The sequence below is a fragment of the Paenibacillus taichungensis genome, assembly GCF_013359905.1.
Lineage (GTDB): Bacteria > Bacillota > Bacilli > Paenibacillales > Paenibacillaceae > Paenibacillus > Paenibacillus taichungensis.
The window spans coordinates 136,464-162,710 of the sequence record NZ_JABMCC010000121.1 but is presented as its reverse complement, the minus strand read 5'-3'; the positions used below and the strand labels follow the sequence as shown (position 1 = coordinate 162,710).

General features: G+C 47.2%; 22 protein-coding genes. 4 read left to right on the top strand and 18 right to left on the bottom strand.

The window, feature by feature from the left end; genetic code table 11:
- Positions 1-23 precede the first annotated feature (23 nt).
- From HP548_RS28445 to HP548_RS28425, 5 genes are all read right to left on the bottom strand, one after another.
- Entirely contained in the window at positions 24-353 is a 330-nt protein-coding gene (locus HP548_RS28445; protein WP_175383542.1) for a hypothetical protein, read from the bottom strand.
- 161 nt (positions 354-514) lie between these two features.
- The gene (gene phnE / locus HP548_RS28440) at positions 515-1,318 is read right to left on the bottom strand and encodes a phosphonate ABC transporter, permease protein PhnE (RefSeq protein ID WP_409347684.1); all 804 of its coding nucleotides are present in this window, start codon (positions 1,316-1,318) and stop codon (positions 515-517) included.
- Positions 1,318-2,181 (bottom strand): phosphonate ABC transporter, permease protein PhnE, encoded by an 864-nt coding sequence (phnE, locus tag HP548_RS28435; protein WP_246318256.1) that lies wholly within the window; start codon positions 2,179-2,181, stop codon positions 1,318-1,320. Before phnE (HP548_RS28435) ends, phnE (HP548_RS28440) begins: the two co-directional genes overlap by 1 nt.
- Positions 2,178-2,978, bottom strand: coding sequence for a phosphonate ABC transporter ATP-binding protein (phnC, locus tag HP548_RS28430; RefSeq protein WP_063565947.1), 801 nt, complete (start codon positions 2,976-2,978; stop codon positions 2,178-2,180). Before phnC ends, phnE (HP548_RS28435) begins: the two co-directional genes overlap by 4 nt.
- Before the next feature lie 173 nt (positions 2,979-3,151).
- On the bottom strand, positions 3,152-4,168 hold the full coding sequence (locus HP548_RS28425) for a phosphate/phosphite/phosphonate ABC transporter substrate-binding protein (RefSeq protein ID WP_409347683.1): 1,017 nt from the start codon (positions 4,166-4,168) through the stop codon (positions 3,152-3,154).
- 219 nt (positions 4,169-4,387) lie between these two features.
- On the opposite strand from HP548_RS28425, the gene HP548_RS28420 reads away from it, so the two are divergent.
- The gene (locus HP548_RS28420; protein ID WP_175383540.1) at positions 4,388-6,034 is read left to right on the top strand and encodes a bifunctional metallophosphatase/5'-nucleotidase; all 1,647 of its coding nucleotides are present in this window, start codon (positions 4,388-4,390) and stop codon (positions 6,032-6,034) included.
- Between the two features lie 94 nt (positions 6,035-6,128).
- Here HP548_RS28420 and HP548_RS28415 read toward each other — a convergent pair whose 3' ends face one another.
- From HP548_RS28415 to HP548_RS28405, 3 genes are read right to left on the bottom strand one after another with little or no spacing between them, the layout of a single operon-like run.
- Positions 6,129-7,139 (bottom strand): Gfo/Idh/MocA family protein, encoded by a 1,011-nt coding sequence (locus HP548_RS28415; protein WP_175383539.1) that lies wholly within the window; start codon positions 7,137-7,139, stop codon positions 6,129-6,131.
- Between the two features lie 57 nt (positions 7,140-7,196).
- Positions 7,197-8,045, bottom strand: a complete 849-nt coding sequence (locus HP548_RS28410; protein WP_175383538.1) for a sugar phosphate isomerase/epimerase family protein — start codon at positions 8,043-8,045, stop codon at positions 7,197-7,199.
- Positions 8,046-8,095: 50 nt separating this feature from the next.
- Complete coding sequence (locus HP548_RS28405; protein WP_343054946.1) at positions 8,096-8,722, bottom strand: carbohydrate-binding family 9-like protein; 627 nt, start codon at positions 8,720-8,722, stop codon at positions 8,096-8,098.
- Positions 8,723-8,924: 202 nt separating this feature from the next.
- Between HP548_RS28405 and HP548_RS28400 the strand changes: the two genes are divergently transcribed.
- Complete coding sequence (locus HP548_RS28400) at positions 8,925-9,830, top strand: helix-turn-helix transcriptional regulator (protein WP_175383536.1); 906 nt, start codon at positions 8,925-8,927, stop codon at positions 9,828-9,830.
- A gap of 240 nt (positions 9,831-10,070) precedes the next feature.
- On the top strand, positions 10,071-10,487 hold the full coding sequence (gene arr / locus HP548_RS28395; protein ID WP_076290309.1) for an NAD(+)--rifampin ADP-ribosyltransferase: 417 nt from the start codon (positions 10,071-10,073) through the stop codon (positions 10,485-10,487).
- A 60-nt stretch (positions 10,488-10,547) separates the two neighbouring features.
- On the opposite strand, the gene HP548_RS28390 is transcribed toward arr, so the two are convergent.
- From HP548_RS28390 to HP548_RS28370, 5 genes are all read right to left on the bottom strand, one after another.
- Positions 10,548-11,576 (bottom strand): LacI family DNA-binding transcriptional regulator, encoded by a 1,029-nt coding sequence (locus HP548_RS28390; protein ID WP_099855532.1) that lies wholly within the window; start codon positions 11,574-11,576, stop codon positions 10,548-10,550.
- A gap of 253 nt (positions 11,577-11,829) precedes the next feature.
- Positions 11,830-13,173, bottom strand: a complete 1,344-nt coding sequence (locus HP548_RS28385) for an ABC transporter substrate-binding protein (RefSeq protein ID WP_175383535.1) — start codon at positions 13,171-13,173, stop codon at positions 11,830-11,832.
- Between the two features lie 70 nt (positions 13,174-13,243).
- Positions 13,244-14,077, bottom strand: a complete 834-nt coding sequence (locus HP548_RS28380) for a carbohydrate ABC transporter permease (RefSeq protein WP_175383534.1) — start codon at positions 14,075-14,077, stop codon at positions 13,244-13,246.
- A 12-nt stretch (positions 14,078-14,089) separates the two neighbouring features.
- Complete coding sequence (locus tag HP548_RS28375) at positions 14,090-14,980, bottom strand: carbohydrate ABC transporter permease (RefSeq protein WP_072735121.1); 891 nt, start codon at positions 14,978-14,980, stop codon at positions 14,090-14,092.
- Positions 14,981-14,991: 11 nt separating this feature from the next.
- Complete coding sequence (locus HP548_RS28370) at positions 14,992-16,092, bottom strand: Gfo/Idh/MocA family protein (RefSeq protein WP_175383533.1); 1,101 nt, start codon at positions 16,090-16,092, stop codon at positions 14,992-14,994.
- A gap of 642 nt (positions 16,093-16,734) precedes the next feature.
- Between HP548_RS28370 and HP548_RS28365 the strand changes: the two genes are divergently transcribed.
- On the top strand, positions 16,735-18,726 hold the full coding sequence (locus tag HP548_RS28365; RefSeq protein ID WP_175383532.1) for a DUF4832 domain-containing protein: 1,992 nt from the start codon (positions 16,735-16,737) through the stop codon (positions 18,724-18,726).
- Between the two features lie 132 nt (positions 18,727-18,858).
- Here HP548_RS28365 and HP548_RS28360 read toward each other — a convergent pair whose 3' ends face one another.
- The 5 genes from HP548_RS28360 to HP548_RS28340 all read right to left on the bottom strand — a co-directional run bounded on the left by HP548_RS28360 (position 18,859) and on the right by HP548_RS28340 (position 26,140).
- Positions 18,859-20,700, bottom strand: coding sequence for an ABC transporter ATP-binding protein (locus HP548_RS28360; RefSeq protein ID WP_175383531.1), 1,842 nt, complete (start codon positions 20,698-20,700; stop codon positions 18,859-18,861).
- Positions 20,681-22,444, bottom strand: coding sequence for an ABC transporter ATP-binding protein (locus HP548_RS28355; protein WP_175383530.1), 1,764 nt, complete (start codon positions 22,442-22,444; stop codon positions 20,681-20,683). The genes HP548_RS28360 and HP548_RS28355 overlap by 20 nt, the downstream gene beginning before the upstream one ends.
- A gap of 581 nt (positions 22,445-23,025) precedes the next feature.
- Positions 23,026-23,925 carry a hypothetical protein gene (locus HP548_RS28350; RefSeq protein ID WP_175383529.1) on the bottom strand — a complete coding sequence of 300 codons (900 nt, stop codon included), beginning with the start codon at positions 23,923-23,925 and terminating at the stop codon, positions 23,026-23,028.
- Positions 23,926-24,263: 338 nt separating this feature from the next.
- Entirely contained in the window at positions 24,264-24,998 is a 735-nt protein-coding gene (locus tag HP548_RS28345; RefSeq protein WP_175383528.1) for a nuclease-related domain-containing protein, read from the bottom strand.
- A gap of 248 nt (positions 24,999-25,246) precedes the next feature.
- Positions 25,247-26,140 carry an NAD(P)-dependent oxidoreductase gene (locus tag HP548_RS28340; RefSeq protein WP_175383527.1) on the bottom strand — a complete coding sequence of 298 codons (894 nt, stop codon included), beginning with the start codon at positions 26,138-26,140 and terminating at the stop codon, positions 25,247-25,249.
- Positions 26,141-26,247: the final 107 nt, after the last annotated feature.

Below are 26,247 nucleotides of genomic sequence, written 5' to 3'. Positions count from 1 at the left end.
AGGCACTCGCTTCGGTTTTTTTGTTATTTTTCTCTTAAGATCAGTTTCTCTTCAAAGTTGTTACCATTCATATCTGTCCACTCAATGACAATAGTTTGGTCTTCATTCCTACTGACTTGTGAACCTTTTGTTCGCTTTATAGGAAAATCTATCGATTTCGAAGTTAAATCGCTTTCTTTTCTAATTATCATTCCTTCATTAATGTTAATTTTATATTCTTTAATATCTTCTAAATTATCTTTTTTATAAAATATAGTATAGGCTCCATTTTCCGCTCTTTCATTTGTTACTGTGGTATCTAGCTCGCCTCTCCAATGTTCACTCTCTCCCATCAGATTAATTCTTGTTTGCAATTTGGAACAACCCGTGAGAGACATGGCGACTATTAAAATAAGTATAGTTATAAATACCCTATAAAATACAAAAAGCAGCACCTGCTATTGCATGGGCTGCTCTTCCGATAGATCAATAATGGATGGAAACATATCCATCATGTTCTTTATTTTATTCGTCTCTATACCAGCTTCTTGCGAATGTATCCCGAGATCAGATCAATGATCGTGATCATCACGATGATCCCCAGCAGGATAATCCCTACTCGTGGCCAGTTCCGAGTACTGAGTGCAAAGATCAGCGGTGTACCGATCCCCCCTGCCCCGATAACCCCCAGAATGGTTGCGGAACGCACATTAATCTCGAACCGATACAACGTGTAGTTAAGGAATCCAGGTAAAACCTGTGGCAGTACAGCAAACCACAGCTGCTGCATACGAGTCGCCCCAGAAGCGAGCAACGCTTCAGAAGGACCATAATCAATATTTTCCACTTCATCAGCGAACAGTTTACCAAGCATCCCGATGGAATGCAGTCCAAGGGCGAGTACACCCGCGAAGGAACCCGGACCCACCGCCTTGATAAACAGCAAAGCCATAATAATCTCCGGGAACGTACGGATAAAGCTGAGCACCATTTTGCCCGTACCCGATACAGGATGGAAGCTGCTCATATTTCGGGCAGACCAGAATGCAAACGGGATACACAGTACAGCGGAAATGACGGTACCCAGCACCGAGATCGCCAGCGTATCCAGCAATCCTCGCAGCAAATCTTCACCCTCAGGCAGATAAACAAAGTCCCAATCCGGGGAGAAAATCCCGGCGACAATCGCCTTCATGATCTGACCAGCGGTTTCTTTCAAACCGGTAAACGGTACACCGGCAAGTGCCCAAGCGTACACAAGAATAAGCAAGATTACAATGACCCAGCGAAGCGGGTTCTTCCGTGGTTTGCGCCGGATTACGCTTGTTTCATTTTTCATCATAACAATTTCTCCCGCAGCTTAGTACTTACATAATCAATGATCAGAACAATGACAAGGGTAAACAGAATGATTACACTCGTTTTGTCATATTCCAGGAATCCAAGTGTTGCTTCATAATACAGTCCGATACCCCCAGCTCCAACCAATCCGAGAATCGCAGCGGCACGTACATTAATCTCAAAGGCATACAGTACATAGGAAGTAAACTGAGCGGCCAGTTGTGGCACCACGCCATAAACAATCAGTTGAATCCGGTTCATGCCGACAGCCGTCATCGCTTCGAGCGGTCCCTGATCAATCGTTTCCAGCGTTTCGTAGGTCAACTTGGCAATCAGTCCCACCGAGAAGACGGCGAGTGCCAATATACCAGGAATCGGTCCCAGTCCAAACACAGCAACGAACAGCGCCGCAAGCAGCAGGTCAGGCACGGTACGGATCAGGTTCAGTACAAAGCGGGCTGGATAGTAGATCCAACGGCTAGGCATTAAGTTTCCTGCACAGATAATCGAGACCGGAATTGCGATGATCGCACCAATCGTTGTACCAATCAGAGCCATACGGATCGTCTCCAGCATGCCCTGAACGATGTTGTCAAAGTAACTCCACCGCGGCGGGAACATCTCACGCAGCAAATCCAGCATGTTGGGCAAACCTTCAAACAGCTCACTGAAGCTGGCATCGGTCTGTCTGGCACTTGCCCACAAAAGCAGCAGAATGATAACTAGCGTGAGCAGATGTTTGGTACGCCCCGGTGGTTTGGGACGGAGGACAGCCGAGCCTGAACCTGTGCCAGGACGCTTTCCCTTTCCTGTTTCATTCTGCAATGATCCATCTATCGATACGTTTACGGGTTGCTTCATACCAGAACTTCTCCCCGCTGTTCCTGTACAGCCTGTTTATCCAGCAGCTCGTCTGCCAGAATAGGTCTGCCATAAATTTCTGCAAAACGCTCATCCGTTGCTTCGGATACCGGACCATCAAACACCACTTCGCCGGCACGCAATCCAACAATACGGGTCGCATACTCTCTGGCTAGGTCAATAAAGTGAAGGTTAACGATCGTTGTAATACCGAGATCCTGGTTGATGCGTTTCAGATCATCCATTACCTGCTTCGTTGTTAGTGGATCGAGTGAAGCGACAGGCTCGTCTGCCAGAATGATTTTGGCTTCCTGTGCAAGTACTCGGGCTATAGCCACCCGCTGCTGCTGCCCACCGGACAACTGATCTGCACGGGAATAGGCTTTTTCTGCGATATTTACCCGTTCCAGTGCTCCAAATGCGAGTTCTGTATCTTCTTTTGGGAAACGACCCAGAATGGTACGCATCGTGGAATGATATCCCACGCGTCCAGCAAGCACGTTACGAAGCACACTGGAACGTTTCACGAGATTGAAGCTCTGGAAGATCATGCCGATATCCCGGCGAATCATGCGAAGTGACTTGCCATGAGCTTTCGTGATCGACTTGCCATTAATCAAAATCTCACCGTCACTGATATCATGAAGTCGGTTAATGGAACGCAGAAGCGTCGATTTTCCCGCACCAGACAAACCAACGACGGCAATGAATTCTCCTTGTTTAAATTTCAGATTAATATTATTCAGGCCCTTGGTGCCGTTAGCGTATGTTTTCGTTACATTGTGAAGCTCAATCATGGCAGTAATCCTTCTTTCATTAATATGGTATTTCGCAGGGTCACGCTGTAATGGGACAAGCCAGCGCAGCGTATGTCACGCTGAACTGGCCTGCCCGCTGATACGATGAAGTTATCCAATGAAAAGATAATCAATGCAAAGTGATCATTAATGATCTTTCTTTTGATAGAAAACTACTCGGTTTTTACTTTTTCATTGTATTGACGAACGATATCAAACTTGCTGTCATCAGACTCTACATAACCTTCGTGTGTGTAGATTTCTTTGATAATTTCGTGACCTTGTGGATCTTTACCGATGTCGATGAACGCTTGTTTGATCTTCGCTGTCCAATCTGCATTCATGTCTGTACGTACTGCGATTGTATCGTTAGGAATTGGCTCAGTGAACGCCAGTACACGAGTATCTTCAAATACAGTCGGGTAGTCTTTCGCTACAGTGTTACGAGCATCTTGGAAAATTGCTGCAGCATCAACGTCGCCGTTCAGTACTGCCAATACGCCTTGGTCATGGCCTTTAACCGTTATTGGCTGTACATCTTTCAAAGGATCAAGACCTCTGTCGAGCAACAGGGCTGCCGGCCATACATAACCAGCGGAAGAAGTTACGTTCTGGTAAGCGATTTTTTTGCCTTTCAGATCCTCAACGGATTGGATCGGCGAGTCTTTTTTCACAATAATCATGGATTTATACGAATCTGCCAGTTCCTCAGTTGGAGCGCCAGTCTCATCATTTACACCAAAACGTTGTGCCTGAAGGATAACTTCAGCTGCGCCTTTTTCTTTGGCAAGTACATAAGCCGTCGGAGGCAGGAAACCTACGTCCACTTTATTGGAAGCCATTGCTTCAATAATTGTGTTGTAGTCTGTGGATACGCTGACCTTCACCGGGATACCCAATTTGTCACCCAGCAGCTTCTCGAGCGGTTTTGCTTTGGCTTCGAGTGTATCTGCATTTTGTGATGGAACGAATTGTACAGTCAGCTCAGTCGGCACATAACCTTCAGCGGCTTTGTCTGTCTCTGCCGTGTCAGTACTGGATGAATTCGAGCTCGTATCAGCCCCGTTAGCCGAACCTGTTGTACTACTGTTAGACCCACAAGCACTTAGAAACAGAACCAAAATCAACAATGGTAAAAATAAAGCAGACTTCTTCAAGCGAACACCCTCCAAAGAGTTTCTATTTTTCATTACTTGTCTACTATAGTCGTCAATTATTTGCGCGATGTGAAACGAAATTTGGAGTTTTGTAAAGTTTCCTGTCAGGCTGTCAGAGCGGCTTTGATCTGTTAGAATAGCCTCATTACGGTTGATAATACAAGTAGAAATGGTGAATTCCCTTGTACACTGCCGCTAGAATAACCTGTGATTTGATATGTTTAAACTTATATATTTAGAGGAGATTGTAAAATGACATCCATAACAACTACGGCAAACTTCGACATCATGGTAACCAGTGACCTTCATGGGGCCATTCGTCCCATACATTACAACACCAATGCATATCGCCCAGCCGGACTTGCTTTGCTCGCTTCGCTGATCCGGCATGAACGAGAGCGTTCACCCGAACTGCTGCTCGTGGATAACGGTGATCTGTTGCAGGGCTCTCCTTTAGCCTCGTATGCTGCGTCCTTTGTTTCAGATCACGAAGTGCATCCCTTCATTAATGTTCTGAATGAACTTGGATATGATGCAGCCGTGATGGGCAATCATGAATTCAACTACGGTCAGGAATTGCTGCGTAAAGCCGTTGAAGATTCCCATTTCCCTTGGCTATCTGCAAATATTGTTAATGAAGGAAAGCCTGACGAAGAGGCACCACACACTGCACCTCCTGTAGCAGGCTTACCCGCCTTTGGTCCTCCCTATCTGATCAAAACTTTGTCTTCGGGTGTTAAAATTGCTTTGCTGGGTGCAACGACACACTATATTCCGAATTGGGAGCATCCGAAAAATATAGAAGGTTTACAGTTCCTTGACGCTTTGGAGACTATTCGTGCGTGGGTTGGCTATATTCGTGAAAATGAACAGCCGGATGTGCTCGTGGTCAGTTATCATGGTGGTTTTGAAAGTGATCTGGAGACAGGCGAACCTGCTGAGCGGTTAACCGGAGAAAATCAGGCGTACGCCATCTGCCGTGACATTGATGGGATTGACGTTCTTCTTACCGGACATCAACACCGTCAGCTTACCGCTGAAATACATGGTGTGACCGTGGTTCAGCCTGGATTTAGTGGGAACGGTGCGGGTCATGTATCCATTGAGTTGGACCGGTTATCGAATGGAAAGTGGCAGATTGCAGGAAAACAGGCTAGCTTGCTGCTCTTGGACGAGAATAGTGATGTTCAGCCCGATGCGGCTGTCATGAGACTGACGGACGAGCTTGAAGCAAAAGCACAGGCATGGCTGGACCAGCCGATTGGCGAGGTGGCCGGAGATTTATCCATCACCGATCCTGCCGCCTTGCGGCTCGCGGCGCATCCCTTCATTGCTTTTGTACATCAGGTGCAGATGGAAGCAACGGGAGCTCAAATCTCAAATACCGCATTACTCAGCGAAGAAGCCCGCGGTTTCGGTTCCCTCATTACCGTTCGGGATGTGTTGTCTAACTTTATCTATCCCAACACACTAACGGTGCTGGAGCTTCGGGGTCAGGACATTCGAGATGCATTAGAGCAAACGGCGCGTTACTTTGAAATGGAGCCTTCAGGCGAAGTAGTCGTTAATCCTGCTTACATGCAGCCGAAACCACAGCATTATAATTATGACATGTGGGCGGGCGTCGAATATGAGCTGGATATCTCCAAACCTGTAGGAAGTCGTGTGGTGAAGCTGGAACGTGAGGGCATACCTGTTGCGATGGACGCGACGTACTCTGTCGTGATGAACAGTTATCGCGCGGCAGGTGGCGGTGATTATGCGATGTACCCAGGCAAAAAGGTACTTCACGAAGGCGCCACGGATATGGCGGCACTGGTGGAGGATTATATTCGCAGACATCAACCACTAACAGTGGAGCAGGCGAATAACTGGCGGGTTGTTGGTCGTACTGAGTAATTACTGTAATTGAAGGAGTATAATCGTTACCACAAGTCGTACTACTTCAGAAATGCAAAGAGCAGAACCTGCATCACAGGTTCTGCTCTTTCTATTATAATGAAACCAATGCCCCACGCTCATCCGCCGAGCGCATCTCCGCTTCAATTAACTCAAGCGTGCCTGTTGCACTTTCCGGTGTACATACAGATACAGGCGTACCTGCTTGAACAGACTGGATAAAATATTTGAGTTGGTGATAATATCCCGAGTCGGGTGACAGCTCAGCGACGAAACCGGAAGCATCGTTCGGATTTACTTTCAGCTCGCCATTCTCAAAGACCAGATTCCCCTGCTCCAAATTAACGCGATAGGTCATCGAGAAACCGTAGTCTCCCCCCAGCGTCCAGTCAGCTTGGGCATTCAGTACTTTTCCGTCAGGGTATACATAATTGGTCGACACGGTATCATAGCCACTTCCCGGAATGACGTTGCGAGCCAGCGTGGATACTTGATCCGGTTTGCCGAACACCCAGTGAATAATATCCGCATCATGGATGTGCATATCTAATATGCAGCCACCGCTTTTCTCCCCATCCAAAAACCACTCTTGAGGCAAACCTGAACCCCTGAAGAAATAACCTGCGTTGACCGCTCCATAACGACGGTCTTCTACTACGGATTTCAGATAGGCATAGGCTGGCCAGAAGCGTAAACATTGACCAATCATCAGTGTTTTCCCGGTCTCTTTGGCCGTCTGTGCCATCTTCCAGCCTTCCGCCGAATGACGCGCAACCGGTTTCTCACACAACACATGCAAGCCTTTCTCCAGCAGGGAACACGTTAATTCGGCATGCAGTGGCGTAGGCAGCGTAATATCAATGATATCCAGTTCTTCTTGCTCTAGCATCGCGTCGATGTTGTCGTACAAACGATAAGGTGTGAGATCATATACCTCTTGCTCTGTCGCCATATTGCCGGCTGCTTTACCGTTCTTCAGTTCCTCTATTCTCAGATCGCAGATGGCTACCAATTCCACGGGTTCCCCTTCTGAGGCAAGGCGTACATAGTTATCAAAATGCATACGTCCCATAAACCCAAAACCGATCAATCCCACTTTTAACATATTTCTACCTCCCATATAAAAACAGAATCATTTACTTATAAACGTTGTTATCTGAATTTATTCCTGAGAACGTCCAAGAATGGCATCCATCGCTCTGGATGTATTGAATATGATCTGTTTCGAATGATGGGTGTATGGCGGAATCATCTCGGCAGTAACGTAGTTGTCATAACCAATATCCTGTAATGCCTGCATAACCGCCGGATAATTCACATCTCCAGCCAGCAGATCCACAAATCCATGAAGTCCTCCCGCTTGACGACGGTAATCTTTGAAGTGCACTTTCTTGATCCGGTGACCAAGAATGCGAACCCACTGCTCTGGGTAACCATTCTGCACCACATTGCCCACATCGAAATACGAACCTATATAATCTGAGCTAAAAGAATCAATAAAGGTACGCAGTTCTAGCGGTGACACCAAGAATTTGTTCCACACGTTCTCAATGCCAATCGATACTCCAGCACTTTCCGCATACGGCAGCAGATGCGCAAGGGCTTCTTGTGCCCGTTCATAGGCAACTTCATAATCCGTAACTTCACTGTCTGGAATAAAGTCCACACCAACCGCACCCGGAATGACCAGAATGGTATCCACACCAAATGCCGCGGCAAGCTCCAACTGTTTTTTACACACATCCAGTGCTTTCGTGCGAATCTCCGGACGGGCGCTCGTCATCGGGTAATCCCAGTACAATCCGGTTGCAAGTCCCGCGATTTCGAGTTCGGCCTCTTCGAGACGTCCCTGAATATCACGTACCTCCTGATCCGTGGCAGACAGACTCAGCTCGCCTTCTCCATTAAGCGAAAGTTCAATCCCCTCAAAGCCAGATTGCTTCGCCGTCTGAATACAATCCGCAATAGAAGCATCTCCTGGAAACGACCATATGTTAATCCCTTTTTTCATCCGAATACCCTCCTTCAAAATATGAATACCTGTTCTTCAGCATCGCATCGCTATCCTAATTGAAAATGACCAAACCGGGCAGGCAAATGAAAGTTTACAGCCCCCGTGGGCTGCCATGCCTGATACTCCCGATCTCCCTGCACATTCTCATCAATACGGTAAACGTTGACCCTCCAGCATACGCCTTTAGTCAGGGGCGACTTGAAGTTACTCGCTGGAATATGGATCACATACACCCGATGGCCCTGACGATCCACTTCTACAGCCGTTTGCAACCCCTCCAACTGCCAGGTTACATCTGCCTTCAATTCTGAACCTTCGCTGTTATTGTGAATGAGTGCATCAAATATTACGTTGTGCGGACTGACCTCCAGTTCGATATAATTCCTGCCATCGCCCTGTTCATCAATGAACAGTTCAACTACATCCTGCTCATACAATGGCTGATCCCTTTCCGTGAAATCAGATACAACGTGATCATCCTGGCATACAAAGCGAATATGCAAGTATTCGGGACTCCAGCCAAAACGGACTTCTGTGGATTGATGAGGGGGTCTGCCTGTTACCGTGTCCACCAGTTCCACTGGAACACATCGTTCCCAATCCGCAGTCGAGGGAAATCCACTCTGTGCAACTGACCTAAGTGGTTCGCAGCAATAACTCGGGCTCCGTTCCACAGGGAGAGAGCGCATCTTAATCCTCTCCTTTTTTAGCTTAATCCGTGATGTTGTCTCTCTCGTAAAGACATGTGATAATACATATATTATAAATAAATTATGTGATTATTTATTTAGGAGATAAAGAGATTATTTGCACAATTCCGTTCAGTTTTAATTAAATCTGTTTGTGCCAATCTCATTGAAAAAGGAGATGGGATTTATGTCTCTCCAACAAGGGGTATATCCTCTGCAACGCACCGTCACTTACAAGGAATGGTCTCCCAACGTACATTATGCTCAGTTCCAGAGCCTTCCTCCCGGTAAGCTGGCCAGGCGGCGTTTGTATGATTTTGAACTTCTGTACGTCTCTCAAGGTGAAGCTGCAACTTATATGGACGATAAACACCATATTTTGAAGGCGGGTCAGCTAATCTTGCTGCCTGCCGGGGTCTATCATCAGAACGAGGTGGTTTCGAGCCCGGAAGCATGTTTCATTGGCATTCATTTTGATTTTTTCAACGAATTGACCATTCAGACCGAGGCAGATATGGTTGTTAACGAAGAGACTGTTCTGCACCATAAATTTGCAGTGGAAGCTTGCGCAGAGGGCATGACGCCGCTATCCATCAACCCGGTGTATACCCCTTCTCCAGCTACCGTGCAGCTTATGGAGCAATTGGTACATGAATTTACGATGCGCCTACCGGGATATGAACTGGTATGTAAAGCCTTGATGCTGCAAATATTGACCCATCTCCTGCGTTCATCCTGGCGAAGTTCGTCACGCCATGATTCAGTACACGGAGAGAAGCTGCTCGAACTCATGAAACGTATAGAGGCTGCCCCTTCCGACCCGTGGACCAATTCGGGCATCGCCAAACAATTGAACCTGAGTGTGGATCATATGGCCAAATTGTTCAAACAGATTGCGGGCATGCCTCCCAACGAATACATTCAATCCATCCGCCTGAGCGAGGCACGCAAACTATTGCGGGAAACCGATCATTCCATTGAGGCTGTCGGTGTACAAAGCGGTTACCCGGACATTCATTATTTCAGCCGTATGTTCCGCAAATATGAAGGCATTTCCCCCCGGGAATACCGAAAGTTGTCCAGAATGTTATAAAAAAAGAGCAGCCTGCCAATGTGCAGTCTGCTCCATGCTTTTTGAAATATCGCTAACCCAAATGGTTCATTTTTCCGTGCCAAACTATACCCTTTAATTCAGCCTATATAGGTAATTTCCGCTCAATATCATTCTTTCTACTTATATTGTAACGTTTTTTTTATGTTTTTTATAGACTGTTTTTTGGGCGATTCCTACACTATACTGCTAAATACAAATCAAAAAAAGAGGTGCTTCAGTATGGATAACCAAAAAAATCTCTTAGATAATGGGCCTTTTTTTCATGGTACTAAAGCAGAACTGAACATTGGAGATTTATTAGAGCCGCAATACTTATCCAATTACCAAGATAAAAAATCTAACCATATTTACTTTACAGGAACATTAAATGCTGCCAAGTGGGGTGCTGAATTAGCAAAAACGAATGCAAAAGAAAGAATCTACATTGTAGAACCATTAGGAGATTTTGAAAATGATCCTAACTTAACGGATAAAAAATTTCCCGGCAACCCAACACGCTCATATAGATCTAAATCACCTCTAAAAATAGTAGCTGAATTAGCTTCCTGGGAAAGACACTCCGATGAAGAGATCAATCATATGCTTACATCTTTAAAAAAATTAAGTGAAGAAGGGAAAAATGTGATCTACGATTAATTCTTAACCAAAAAAATTCCCTTCGTCCAAATCAGGACAAGGGAACTCTTTGGTTGATAGCTATTCGATTTTGCCATTGGAAGACTGGCGGAATATGCAGCGGTACGGGACGATCATTTTGACAGCCACTTCATATGAATGATCCAGATAATCGAGCAGCTGTTTAACCGCGAACATGCCCATCTCCAGCTTGGGTACATGAATGGTCGACAACGGCGGAGAGGTGAATTCGGATATTTCAATATTATCTACCCCAAAAAAGGCGATATCCTCCGGAATACGGAGCCCCTGTTCGGTTGCAGCACGCATGGCCGCAATCGCCATCATATCACTGGCTGCAAAGATGGCTGTAGGTCTGTTCGCATTGTTGGTAAATGCCTGCTTGGTCAATTCATAACTCAGCGAAACATCCCATTTCACGTCGATCACCCAGTCATTATCAATAGATAATCCCGCATCCGTCATGGCACGGCGATAACCAAGAAACCGTTTTTCCTCCAGAAAATCATTTTTGAATTCTGCTCCGCCAATGTAGGCAATGATCCGATGACCTTGGGCAATCAGATGATTCGTTGCTTCCCTCGCTGCCTCTTCACGATCATATCCGACGACTGGAATGTTCGGGTCCGTAATATCCACACCCACAACAGTCCGTACATTGGCCTTGAGCCAGCGATAGGCTTCCGGATCAATCCGTTCCACCACAATCATGCCGTCAATCTGATGTTCCTTCACCAGAGACTGCAGCTGCACGATATCCCCATCGTTTTCGATGCTGTACACAAATTCCAGACGCATGCCCGCTTCAGCAAGCTGCTTCTCAATCCCTTCCATAATGACTGAAAAATAGGGACTGTTGTATTTATTTTGAGGAATAGCCACCACACAGCCGATCGCATATGCCGTTTTGGGCTGGACCTTTTTCTTCTTGGCCGGACGCTGTGAACGATAACCCAGTTCCTCAGCGGTGTCCCATATTTTTTTGCGGGTTTCATCGCTGACTGATCGATTGACATCGTTCTTCATCACACGTGAAACGGTAGAGATCGATACACCAACGCGGTCTGCAATATCCTTCAATTTTGCCATGTGAAGTCCCCACCTTTCCTCTACCTATGTATTTAAACCCCATTCGTATTGGGGCAATTTCATCTCTGAAAACACAAATTTGCGGCAAATATAATTCTATATTTCTACTGGCCAGAAGTCAATGAAATGGTGCACGGGCGCAGTTTTTTTATAAAATAATAGCGGCAGTCAGGGAGCTTGATGTCCCCCATAACTGCCGCAATTTTAATCCTTTTTAAGAAAACGTATGAAGCATTGCCATCTCTTTATCTGCTTATTGCATCTTGGAGGCCAAATCCTTAAGCGCTGCGTTCAGATCACCATCTCCGGCAAGTGGAAGTTTGAGTGATTGCTCACCATACGTCCAGACCAGATCGGTTTTCTTGGTTGTAAAGGGAGATACAATGCCATACTGCTGCGCATCCAGGAAGATTTTATTATCTTCGCCTACAGTGGCAATATAAGCATCCGCTGCGGCCTTGTTCGCCGGAATCGAGTACCCCTGCTTCGCCAGTTCTGTCTGTCCTTCCGGACCTGCTAGCCAAGCCAGCAGCTTGTAAGCCGCCTCTTCATGCTTTGTATTGGAGCTGATTGCAAGACCTGCTGGCTGAACAACGGTTTGATTCGTTTTGAATTTCGGCAAATAAGAGATGCCGTAATCCACGCCAGCCTCCTGGTAGTTGGTTGTATTCCAGCTGCCACCCGGATTCATCGCTACTTTGGATGTAGTAATCGCAAGGTTCACCTGTCCACCCAAACCTTCAATTTGTGCAGGTGTGGTGTTGATCTTTTTATTTTTGGTCAAGTCGATAAAATAGTTCAGCACTTCCATCGCTTCAGGTGTCTCAAGCGCAAGGGAGCCATCGTCATTCACCAGCTTCGCGCCGTTGGACCACAATTCCGGCTCCAGGAACCAATCCATCGTTGATCCTGGTGAAATGGACAAGCCCCACTGCACAATGTTTCCGGCGTCAAAACCCTCTTCGTCTGCGCTTTTCCCGTTCTTATCCAGCGTCAGCTTGGTTGCAATGTCGGTAATTTCATCCCACGTTGGCTCAAGCGATGGAACGGGTGCTTTATGAGGGTTCGTGGCTTCATTCTCAAAGATCGCTTTGTTGTAATACCATACGATGACGTTGGCATCGATAGGCAAGGATACTTGTTTGCCCTGATATTGGTGAAGACCGAGCAGACTTTTGTCCACATTGTTCAGATCAAACTGATTTTCCGCGAGCAAGCCGTCCAATTCCTTGAAAATGCCCAGCTCGGCGTATTTCTCCACGTATGCATAACTCGTTTTGAACACGTCTGGAAGTGTGCCCCCCGCTGCATTCGCTGTTAGTCCGTCCCAGTAGCTGCCCCAATCCTTGCCTTCGAGTTTGACCTTAATATCGGTATTGGCCTTCATGAACTGATCCAACAGTTCCTGTGTACGATGAAGCTCTTCTGCTGTCCCCCACTGGGAGTATGTGATCGTTACAGGTTCACTCTGGCTGCTGCCGGAACCAGAAGAGTCGGCGTTTTCGGACGATCCCCCGTTTCCACATCCACTGATCACCACCATTGTAGCAAGTACAAGTGCCCAAACATTGAATAGCCGTTTACTCTTCGCTCTCATATACACAGCTCCCCTTTAAGTCATATCAATAAGTCCTGTTCACCTGAAAACCGGAAAGCAGGCAGCCACTCTACCCTTTGGTGCCCGTAAGCACCACCCCCTCGACGATATAACGTTGTGCAAACAGATACAGCAGACCAATAGGTACAATACTGATAAATGCACCTGCAGCAAGCGCCGGCAAATCCTGGCTCGTCTGACCAATTAACAGCTGCAGACCCACGCTCAGCGTAAACATTTCTGCGTTTTTGATATACAGGAACGGCCCCAGAAAATCGAGCCAGGAGTTCACAAAGGCAAAAATAATGGTCGTCATAATAATGGGTTTGGACAGCGGCATAATGACTCGTGCATATACCGTCCAGCGATTGCCGCCATCGAGATATGTAGCCTCGTCCAGCTCCTGGGGAATAGTCATGAAAAACTGTCGGAACAGGAAGATATAATAGGCACCTCCAAGCCAGGATGGCACAATGAGCGGCAACCAGGTGTCAATCCAGTTCAGCTTGGAAAAAAGAACGTACGAGGGAATCATCATAATGGATGGAGGAATCATTAAGGTAACAAGTACAACCGGGAACAGAATATTCCGATACTTGGTTGCAAAACGGGAGAAACCGTAAGCGACAAGTGAACTGGACACCACCGCTCCCGCTGCCACAAAAAAGGAAATGATAAATGAGTTCTGAATCCACTGCCACATCATCGGCTGCACAGCGAACAACCGTTCAAAGGCTTCCAGGCTGAATGTGTCTGGCAGGATGGTTGGAGGTACCTTGTAAGTTTCCGCTTTGGTTTTCAGCATGGTCGAGAGCATCCATACAAGAGGCCCTGCGAACAGCATTAATGCTACAATCAGCATGGTATATTGGGACGCTTTTACCGCTATTTTTCGGCTGTTCATGTAACTCTCCTCCTATCGTTCTCCCTCGTAATACACAAAGCGGTTCGATACTTTCATCAGGATCAGGGTGACAAGCGAGATCACGGCGAACAGGAAAATCGACTGCGTCATCGCCATGCTGAATTTCAGATCGGTAAAGGCCGACTTGTAAATATTGTAGACAAACGTGTAAGCAGAGTAGTTCGGGCCACCCTTGGATAGCAGCAGCGCTTCCGTAAACATCTGAAAGTTATACATCGTCTGAATAATGATGACAAACAGGATGGAAGGACTAATCATCGGCAGTGTAATTTGGAAAAATCGGCGAATCCCACTTGCACCGTCAATTGCAGCAGCTTCATACAAATGTCTGGGTACATTTTTCAGGGCAGCCAGGAAGATCAGTACTCCACTGCCCGAAATCCAGACCTGGAGCATGATGATAACAGGCTTGATCGTATGCTCCCCGCCAATCCAGTCCACTTTGCCTATACCCAGCGCGCCAAGTCCGGCGTTCAGGATGCCGAATTCGGAGTTGAATACGAGCCGCCAGATAATAACCGTTGCCACAATAGGCACCAGTGTCGGTAAATAGAAGAAGGTGCGGAACAAGGCAATACCTTTGACATTAAAATTAAGCAGCATCGCCAGACCCAGCATACCCGCCGTTACGATCGGAACACCGAATACAACGAAAAACATCGTGTTCATCAAGCTTTTCAAGAAGATGGGATCATCCATCATGTGCGTAAAATTATCGATCCCGACAAAATTAAAGTTGGTCGCTCCCGGAAGTCTCGCATCCGTAAAGGCGTAGAAAACCGAAGTCCCGAAAGGAAATAGGAAAAAGGTGATAAATCCGATAATCCAAGGCAAAATGAAGAGAAAGAACAGCAGTGTGTCATATTTTCTCAACCTGTTCATGATGACACCCCTCAGCCTGAAATTTCTTCTAAATAGACGTACCGTTCTTCCAAAATAGATTTCTCTGCCGCCAGGGCAATAAGCAACGCGTTACGACCAACCTGCGCACTAGCAAAGGGCTGTCTACCTTCCTGTACACATTTCAGAAAATCAATGCGTTGGGTCTGTCCACCCGTGTGTCCACCCATAATGGAATCCGACGTCACATCAATCTCCAAATGGTCCTTCGTCCAGTCCTGCCCGCCAACGATATCAATCGTTTTGTCATTACGGGCCACCATCTGGCCGCCGTTCTCTCCGATCAGGCCGATCTCAAGCCCTTCTCCCATCAGATTGCGCGGTTTCAAATACATGCACAGGCCCAGATTGGCCTTACTGCCGTTATCATAATCAATGGTGATAAATGCATGGTCGACGATGGAGGTATCCGAAATTTCTTTCGTGGGATAGTGACTGTATGAATTCTGAATCCGATTGGGCTCTCCTTGCTTCATGACATGCTGGCCTCCAGAGGCAAACACACGGATTGGTTTCGCCTGGATCATCCAGTTGAAAATATCGAAGTGATGACAATCCTTCTCTACAATCGCGCCCCCAGACTTGGTCTTGTCATAGAACCAATCCGCAGGTGGGAACGGATCACGGAATTCCTTGCACCACATCAATTTCACGTCACCAAGACGTCCGTTCTCCAATTCCTTCTCCATTCGGCGATACAGATTCGAATATCGATAAACCAATCCGATCTGCAATACCTGTCCAGAGGCTTCCGCCGCTTCTATAATGGCATCACAGTCCTCAATGGTATGCGCGACCGGTTTCTCCAGAAATACATGCTTGCCAGCTTCCAGAAAAGCGACTGCCACTTCGCGATGCAAATAGTTCGGAACACTGATAACCACCGCATCCAAATCTTCCTTAGCAAGCAGTTCACGATAATCACTAACTATGGTGGGGTTGCTATTCTTGAGTTCAGCCAACGTACGTGCCACATTGGCTTCATTCATATCACAGATATAACGAACCTCACTCTCCTCGAGCAAATCAAAACCAATGCAATGATGTGACCCCATGTCTCCTACACCGATAAAAGCCATTTTTATCTTCCCCATGCTTACACTCTCCGTTGCTCGTTAATTTGCGGCAAATGCCATGAAGCCAATTCGATGTTAAGAAATCTAACAGGACTATGACTATGTAACGATAGTAAAATAGTTTTAATCCCTTGTCAATTGATTTTGGCTAAATTTTTAATTATTTTGCGGCAATATATTTGCAGTGCATTTTACATACTACTAAACAGTACAACTCTTTATTCATCATAAATTAAGCGTTTACATTTTTGTTATATTATCATATACTTTAATTTGTATTTATTTTTATTTGCGGCAAAAATTATATTCAAGTTATGAATACTTATGTTCAAAATTCAATAAAATACGCCTATTTTCAATAGAAAACATAATAAATTCTGGAAAGATATCTGTTGTATCTCCTGTACCCATCCCCTATAATGCAAATTAGACACGGAATCTAAGAACTAAAAACACATTTTATATTTGCCGCAAACCAGAATCTCATCTTTCAGTTGTTTATTCCCTGATTACTACCATGACTCTCACATAAAACGTTACTATTCTGCTACTTCATGCGGATCAGAAAGGAGTTGAGCTCTCCTAACTCTCCCCTCATAACGAAATTCGGGGTGGGCAGAACGAGGTATCATTCAAAATCCATTATTCAGGAGGTATACCATGACAAGATTGTTTGATAAAAGCAAGCGGAGCCTTGGATTGTTTTTGGCTTTTGTCCTCATGATTACCCTGCTATTGCCTGCGGGAGCCTTACCCAAAGCCTCTGCTGCAACCATCACCATTGATGGCAATGTCAGTGACTGGAGCAGCGTTAGTGCTCTCACCACCAATAGTGGCACTGCCCAAACGCTCAAGGTGACCAATGATGGAACCAATCTCTATCTGCTTATTCAAGGCTCTGGTCTGAGTACAACGATGGGCAACTTCTGGATCAATACCGATAACAATACTTCAACCGGTTACCAGGCTGCGGGCTGGGGAGTTACAGGTGTGGAGTGGCTGCTTGAAAATACGGGGTTATACCGCTATGGCGGCAGCGGAACCGACTGGGTCTGGAACTTCAACAGCACGTTGACCAGCTCCCAATTCTACCGCAGCTCCACCGTCATTGAGGTCGCTATTCCTCTCTCTACACTGCAAATCAGTGCTGGTAGCACAGTGCGAGTCGGGTATATCGACAACAGCTCGGATACGTCGAGATTGCCCGCGTCTGGACAAACACTGCCCGCTTACCTTTTGACCTCGGCTGGATCAGGTGGTGGTACGGGGAACAATATTGTAGTGAATCCCGTAGAGCTGGACAGCCCACTTAACAATCCATTCAAAGGCTGGGCGCCTTCGGCCAAGAGCACCACATATGCACAGCCACACAGGCTCGTATATGCCGGAGTGACTTGGAAGGAACTTGAATCTACCAAAGGCACATATGATTTTAGTGCAATTGAAGCCGCCAACAATTTTGCATACTGGAAAAGTAAAGGCGTCAAAGTGGTGTTTCGCTTCATTCTGGATAGCCCGACAGGACAGGCTCACAGGGATATTCCCGACTGGCTCTACAATGACATGATTGCACGCGGAGAATCGCCTGGGACCGTATACAACGATACAACCGGAGGCATGGGTACTGGCAACAACATGGGCTTCTCTCCCAACTACAACTCCACCTATCTGCAAGAACGGCACAAATTAGCCATCGAAGCCATTGCGGCAAGATACAACACCAATGATCGTCCGGTCGCCTTTGTCCAGATCGGTTCACTCGGACACTGGGGCGAGTTCCATACATGGCCTTATGTCGGACCAAATGGTGAAACCAATTACACAGGCGCTTTCCCTACCAATGACATCTCGAACAAGTATGTTCAGCATTATATTGATGCCTTTGCTGGCAAAGAGGACAAAATGCAGGTTCTGATCCGGCGCAGTATCGCCCTCGCCAAAACCAATAATAAAGGCATGGTCATGGGCATGTTCAACGATGTGTTTGGACATAAAGACAGCTTCGATGCGGATTGGGGCTGGTACACAGGCACCCAGAATGGCTATTGGGATGATATCGGTCAACAGCAGCCAGCACATGCGAACTTCTGGGAGACACGTATCTCAGGCGGCGAATTTTACGGGGGAGCTTCCGGTATGCTTGCGGCATTAACTACCGGTAGCGGATTTACGGAAACGTTGCGTCAGACGGAGCTTAGTAAACCAAGCTGGCTGGGACCAAATTCCCCTGCGTCGCTTCCGCTGAATCATGCCTTACAGGCCAATATCGATGCACTCAAGAAACGAATGGGTTACCACTTTGTAGTGAAGGAAATCTCCCATCCATCCACCATTAGCGGAAGCACGTTTACAACAACGATTAAAGTGGAGAATAAAGGCGTACAGCACTTCCCGTTTGCCTGGCCAGTTGAAATTCAACTGCGCAGCGGCAATACCGTGGTCGCCAAGAAAACAACAACCGTTAATCTGACCACGTGGAAAACGGGTACCTACACCGTGACCGATTCCATTCCGGTCTCCGGTCTTGCTGCCGGAACCTATGATATCGCGATTGCGATCATTGACCCGGAAACGAATAAACCTGGTGTAGACTTTGCCAATACAAATAAATTGACCGACGGCTCGTTCAAACTGAGCAGTGTAACGAAGTAATCTCAAATTACTTCGACTAGTGAAAATGTAAAGAGCAGGAATGGGGGCACTATGCTCTCATTCCTGCTCTTTTTCGAGTGAATCATCATTGCCAACTTACCGAACAACCGTCATTATGATTTTCTCCAATAACTACTGTGCCTTGTTCCGTAGCTGACTGTAATACAGTTCGCTGTAGAAGCCACCTTGTTCCAGCAATGCGTCATGCGAACCCTGCTCCAGGAGCTGACCATCCTTCAGTACAAGAATACGATCGGCTTGGCGGATTGTGTTCAGTCTGTGAGCGATAACAAAGCTGGTGCGGCCTTGCATCAGGCGCTGCAGCCCTTCCTGGATTTTGATCTCCGTGACGGTATCGATACTGCTGGTCGCCTCATCCAATACAAGAATGGAAGGATCGGCCAGAATTGCCCGGGCAATCGCAAGCAGCTGCTTCTGTCCCTGACTTATGCCACTTCCGTCGGCCTGAAGCACTTTATCGTACCCATCCTTCATTCGCACAATGAAGGAATGAGCATTCGCCAATCTTGAAGCGGCTTCCACTTCTTCGTCGGTCGCATCCAGGCGGCCGAATCGGATATTTTCACGAATCGTGCCCTGGAACAGGAATGAATCTTGAAGAACAAATGCCATGTGTGAGCGCAAATTCTCGCGCCGAATGGTCGTAATGTCACGTCCATCCACCGTTAGTGTACCGGCTGTAGGATCATAGAAGCGGGATAACAGTTGAATCAATGTTGTTTTCCCCGCCCCGGTCGGACCTACCAGAGCAATCATCTCGCCCGGCTTGGCTTCAAAGTTAATTTCATGCAAAATATTGCGTCCCTCATCGTATCCAAAGGATACCTTGTCGAAGCGAACGGCTCCCTCCACCTTTTCGAGAGATACTGCTGCGCCTTCATCCTTCGCTTCCTCATCCTCATCCAATACCTCGAACACGCGCTCCGCACCAGCAATCGCAGACAACAACGTATTCCACTGGTTGGCCAGATCGTTGAGCGGACGGGTAAACTGACGGGCATATTCTACGAAGATGATAATCACGCCGACGGTAACGGAACCTTGAATCGCCAAGATCCCGCCGATGCCTGCGACAATCGCAAAGCTCAGGTTGTTCAGGCCATTCATCAGCTTTGGAATAAAACCAGAGATGGTCTGTGCCCAGAAACCGGACAACCGGATCTTCGTATTTCGTTCCTCAAACCCGCGAATGACCCGTTCTTCCTGAGAGAACGCCTTGATAATCTTCTGTCCTGACAATGTTTCCTCAATGTACCCATTAAGTTCGCCGAGATTACGCTGACGTTGTTTGAACAACGGCCCGGTTCTACGGGTAATCCAGCGCATGCCAATGGCCATCAGCGGAACTACGATAAATGTAAGCAAGGTCAGCAGCGGACTTAACCAGAGCATCACGCCAAACGTTCCGATCAGAGTTAACACACTGGAGAAAATCTGGATGGCCGAGCTGTTCAGCGTACCGCTAACATTCTCAATGTCGTTGGTAACCCGGCTCATGATCTCCCCCTGCTGGCGCTTGCCAAAGAATGGAATCGGCAGTTTGTGCAGATGGGAGAACAGATCATACCGCATGCGGAACACAGTCTCCTGTGCAATTTCAATCATCCATATATTTTGTAGCCATGACGACAAGGAAAAGAGAACATAGACTGCCACCAGACCCAATAAAAATGTCGTCCAACTGGAACTCGTTGCTTCTCCATCAATGAATTTATCCACAGCTACACCGACCATATAAGGTCCAAGCAAAGCGAGCGCAGAACTGGCAAATACCATTAGCAGCACCATCGTCAGCTTGACCTTGCGACGGGCCAGATACGCCCAGATTCGGCCTAACGTACCGGACCAGTTCTTCGCCCGTGCCTTCGGCTTACGACCACCACCTGCCTTCAGCGTCTCGGGATCAATCGGCGGTGGGGGCTGACGGAAAGGTTCAATGAATGCTTTGAACATGTGGTGTACCCTCCCCGTATTGTGATTCATAGATTCGGCGATACAGTTCAGATGAGTCCATCAGATCTTCATGTTTCCCCTGTCCAATCAGACGCCCATCGTCCAACAGCAGAATCAGATCGGCAGAGGTGGTTGAACTGATTTTCTGCGTGATGATAAACGTTGTACACGAAAGCTCTTCCAGTGCACCCAGCAGCCTTGCTTCCGTGGCTACATCGAGAGCACTTGTACTGTCATCCAGAATCAAGATGCTTGGACGACGAATCAATGCACGGGCAATCGAGAGCCGCTGCTTCTGTCCACCCGACAGATTGACTCCTCGCTGACCGAGCTGTGTATCGTAGCCATTCGGCAGCTTCTCAATGGTCTCGTGAATCTGTGCACGCCGCGCTGCTTCCTTAATCTCTTCGAGCGTTGCGTCCTCCCGGCCCCAGGCGATGTTATCCCGTACCGATCCGGTAAAGAGGACCACTTCCTGCGGCACATAACCGATTGCTCCGCGCAATGTGGCAATGTCCAACCGTTCTGCATCATTACCATCTATACGAACCTCGCCTTGATCTTCGGTATAAAGCCTTGGAATAAGCTGTACCAGTGATGATTTACCCGAGCCTGTCGCTCCCATGATGGCGATACGCTCACCTCGTTTGGCTGAGAACGTAATGTCCTCCAATACGGTAATTTCACTGCCCGGATAGCTGAATCCTACACCCTGAAAATCAACTGCACCCTGGATAACAGGATTCCCTTTACCCGTTTTTACAGAACGATCTGTGTCCATGGATTGACCCGAATCCGAAATTTCCTCCGTGTCAAAAACTTCGTTAAGCCGTTGTGCTGAAGCACTCGCTCTGGAGAAGGTCACCAGAATCCACGACAGCGCAGACATGGCGCCAATGGTGCGAAGCAGATAGTTAATAACTGCGACGACTTCACCCACGGTAGCACTTCCGGTAGTGATGTCACGTCGTCCAAACCATAGCACGGCGATGATACAACCATTCATCATGAGCAGCATGAATGGCATTGTCGTCTCCGTCAAGCGCAGCGCGGAAATCGTGCCCTTCATCAGCTTGCCGCTATATCCGGCAAAGCGTTCAATCTCGTGGCCCATCCGGACGAAGACACGGATCAGCCGAATGCCTGTCAGATTTTCCTGGATGACTCCGTTGACGGCATCCAGTCTGCGCTGCACATTGCGGAACAGCAGCGCTGCCTTTTTAATCATCCAGATGACAAACACGAGCAGTACAGGCACCATCACAACAAGCAGCAGACCCAGCTTCGGATTTACCACAACCGCCATGATCATGCTCCCAATCACCACCAGCGGTACACGTGTCATGAAACGCAGACTCATAAACACCGTATCCTGCACCTGTGTAACGTCCCCGGTCAAGCGGGTAATCAGGGATGATGTGGCAAAACGGTTAAACACCGCATAAGAGAACGCTTGCACTTTGTCATACAGCTTCTCCCGCAGATCGTAACCGAAGCCGAGACTCGCATGTGACGCAAAAAATGAACTCGCAATACCCGCGGCAAATGCAACGACGGCACTGCCCACAAGCACCCCACCCCATAGCCAAACCACTGACAGATCTCCTTGCTGGATACCGTTATCAATGATCTTCGAGATCAAATAGGGTTGAGCCAATTCGACCGTCAATTCAATCAGCATCATGACCAGTGCTGCGATGGCGGCGACTCGATACTTCTTCAAGTAGTACAACAGCTTGATCATAACCATTCCTCCGGCCCAGAGCGTTTAATCTTCGTGACGATTTGGTATGTTCACGCAGCCAGCTCCGTTAGTCTCTTTCCATAACTCTATGTAAAATTTCACGTATCCAATACGCTTATTATATCGCATTTTGAACCTTCAAATCGCTAATATCTTCTTTCCTTTTTATTATTAACCTGAAATAGACTTGGAGTGAACATGCATCTGCAACAAAAAGAGGCTGTCTCAGAAGGAATCTACCTCGCTCCAAGCGTTAACGAACCTACCGCACCTTAAAAGGCGGATCATCAACGCTCACATGATTTAACGAACCTCAGTAACGCTATTTCATCATAAAACGTGTCAAAACTTAAAAAATCGACCGAATCGACGAAATAACGTCTCAGTGATTCCTTAGATCTCAGATCTGGGTAAATGGAAGCGAATAGCGTGTCTCAGGTTCATTAACACAAAGTAACACGAACAAGGGATGCCCCTGTCATATTCATGACTTATGGGACATCCCCGCAATGATTTCGCTTTCCATTTTTTTTAGAATGTTCGATTTACACCAAAAATACTTTTACAACGAAATATCACATTTATTTGCCGTACGTCTGCTCCAAACGTTCTTCTTCATTGGTGGACAGCAGAATATTCAGCAGCCCCATCACGTTATTCGCTTCTGTTCTGGCTTCCGTATACTTCTCGGCAAATGCAGCTTCGTCCTGTTCCGGATCTATTGCAGCCAGTTTGGCCCACGACTCGCGGGCTTTATCGTAAAGTTTCGTTAATGTGATGTCATACGTATGCTGCGCAACAGGTGCCATGGAGTCGAACTCCGCTGCATTCTTGAAAAATACCATCGAGTCCTTAAAGGACTGACTGGTGTAATCCTTGTTCTTCATGGCATCCTCCGTGAGTAGCAGCGCCTGACGAGAGATAAACAATGTCTTCACCATGGCACGCTCCAGATTGGTTGCTTCTTCCCATGACACATAGGACACTTCCGGTGCCTGAACGGTTGTGAAAAAAGGAAAGGCATCATCGATCAAACGCTGTGAATCGGAATGGATTGGAATACCTGTATTCATATTCACTACCGCATCACTATAGTTGGCGATATTAATATTTTTGGAGCCTTCTTCACTTACCCTGCGAACCGGATGATCGTTAAGCGGGACACGGATATAGCCAAGCTTGTCTGCATACTTCTGCTTCAATTCCTCCAGTGTAGAGTCCACTCCGATTTTGCCTTCTTCAGGCGAAGACCCCGCTGTATCGGAAGTTGAGGAGGTGCCCGCAGAGTCTTCAGCATTCGTATCTGCTGCCGACGAGTCAGTTGTTGACGTGGCCGAGCCATTGGTTGCTGTAGCCACCGTGCCAGCATCCTGAGCAGACTCCTTCGTCGTTGCTTCCTTCGTCCCACCGCCACATGCAGTCAATATGGCAACCAAGCTGAAAATGGCCGTGAACATCTTGATTCTATGATTCCATCTCATTTTGTAATCTTCCCCTTATCTTATGTATGTACCTGAGTTCAATTAACCTCTGCTTCAATCCATGAATAGTTCATTCCATAAATATCCTTTCGGATAACATAGATATATCACTGTGTAATCTGGTCTTTATTTTATCATAAGTTAAATACTGGGTGTATACGACAATGTGCCTGCATGCTCACCTGCACTTCTGGCTGTCCCATTCTTACATACGGAGAGAACAAAAAACACGGTCATCCATGAAATGAAGGACAACCGTGTTGATATGTATGCTTAGTGGTCTACATTAATCGTTTCAATTCATCGCGCATGGATGTTGCCACAGGTTCAGGTTCCTCTTATTTAATGCCTTTGGCCTTCTCCATATGATCAGCCCGAATCTGGGGATCCGTGGAATTGACTGCGGACAGCATGTTGTAGATCGCCTGAATATCCTGTTCTTTATACAACGTTTCGGGGACTTCGGTCTCAAGCCTTTCCGTTTTACGCAGAATGGTCTCCACCAATTCATGATCATAGATAATCAGTTCATCCGAATTGACATACCGCACAGCTGGATCAACACTGATCCGGCAGCGATTGGTGAAGGTCACCATGGAGACGAGACGAACTCTTTTATAATCGCCGAGGTGTGCCTGAATGGCCTCCACATGCCCCCGGTGCTGCATCAATGGGTTATACATCTTGATTCGGCTGCTGCTAACTGTCCAGTTGGCCTCTCTTCGGCCGCCACGAATCTCACCCGTCGTCAGGTTTCGTGTCTCAATCACGAAGATCCCCCGCGGACCGATGACAACATGATCAATCGATGAATAACCCGAGCGGGACTTGGTATTGGCAACAAGCAAGTCGTTCAGAATTTTGTATTCACCCGGAAGAGCATGCAGCTGCTGGGCAGTGCTTGGTTCCTCTGGCTGACGGGTCCAATCTCCATCTGATTTCGATTTTTTGCGTCTACTGCGGACCATACGCGTAGGTATGGGGGCCGTTGACGGTAAAGATGAAGCGGAAGCTGATATCTGGTTCGCGAGCTCTGGCTGTGACTTGAACAGAGACAAGATTTTTTTGAACATGGGCAAGCTCCGTTCTATTGTAGTGTGGATTTCGCACATCCATTATGTATACTTCTATTACTTATGTCGGATAAAGAGGGGCAAAAATAAAGGGAAGAGGGCCAAAAATCCATTGTTTAACTAAAGTATATACGATTCTTTAACCAATACTGTGACTTTAGACGCATACGAGAAGGGGAAATTTTATAAAAACAGCGTATTCCTTTCTATTGAAGAAAAAGAACACGCTGTTGTCTTGGGTGTGAGGATTAAGCCTGTAAATAATATGTGTAAAGAACCTGTGTACCCTTCTCATCCAGACCGTTGCTGGATATTTCCTGATACAAGGATTCAGCCAAGGCCAACCCTGGTGTTTTCATGCCCATGGCTTTGGCAGATTCGAGAGCGATACCCATGTCTTTGATAAAATGTTTCACATAGAATCCAGGCTCATAATCGCCTGCGATCATGCGCGGACCTAGATTGCTAAGTGACCAGCTTCCGGCTGCACCGGTAGCGATGCTCTTCAGCACATTCTCCGCGTCCAGACCGGATGTCTTGGCATAAGCGAGTGCCTCGCACACACCCATCATGCCTGAAGCAATCGCGATCTGATTGCACATTTTGGTATGCTGTCCTGCTCCCGACTTGCCTTGCAGCACAATATTGGTGCCCATTTGCTCGAACAACGGACGAACCGCTTCAAAGGCCTCCGTGCTGCCGCCAACCATAATGGACAGCTTGGCATCCCGTGCTCCGATATCCCCACCGGAAACTGGTGCATCCAACGCATGCAGTCCTTTGGCTTCCGCGGCTTCATAGATCCGTGCAGCCAGCAGCGGACTGGATGTGGTCATATCAATCAGGTAAGAGCCCGGTTTCGCGTTCGCCACGAGACCATCTTCACCAAGATAAATCTCCTCAACATCCTTCGGATACCCCACCATCGTGATGATGACATCACACTCGGCTGCCAGTTTGCCTGGTGTGTCATGCCATACGGCACCTTCCTTCACCAACGCTTCCGCTTTGGCGGCCGTGCGCGTATAGACATGCAACGGATAGCCTGCCTGCTGGATGTGCCCTGCCATGCTTTTGCCCATTACGCCTGTACCGATAAAGCCAACTTTCGTCTCTCCAGGTGCCTTCGTTGTATTTGTCATCGTAGGTTTCCTCCTATTTCTCTATACTTCGTTTGGAGCCTGTCTTCTAAACTTGCTATATCTGTATGTTAATGCTTTCTGTCTCTTCCGTCTATCTTGTTTCGTCT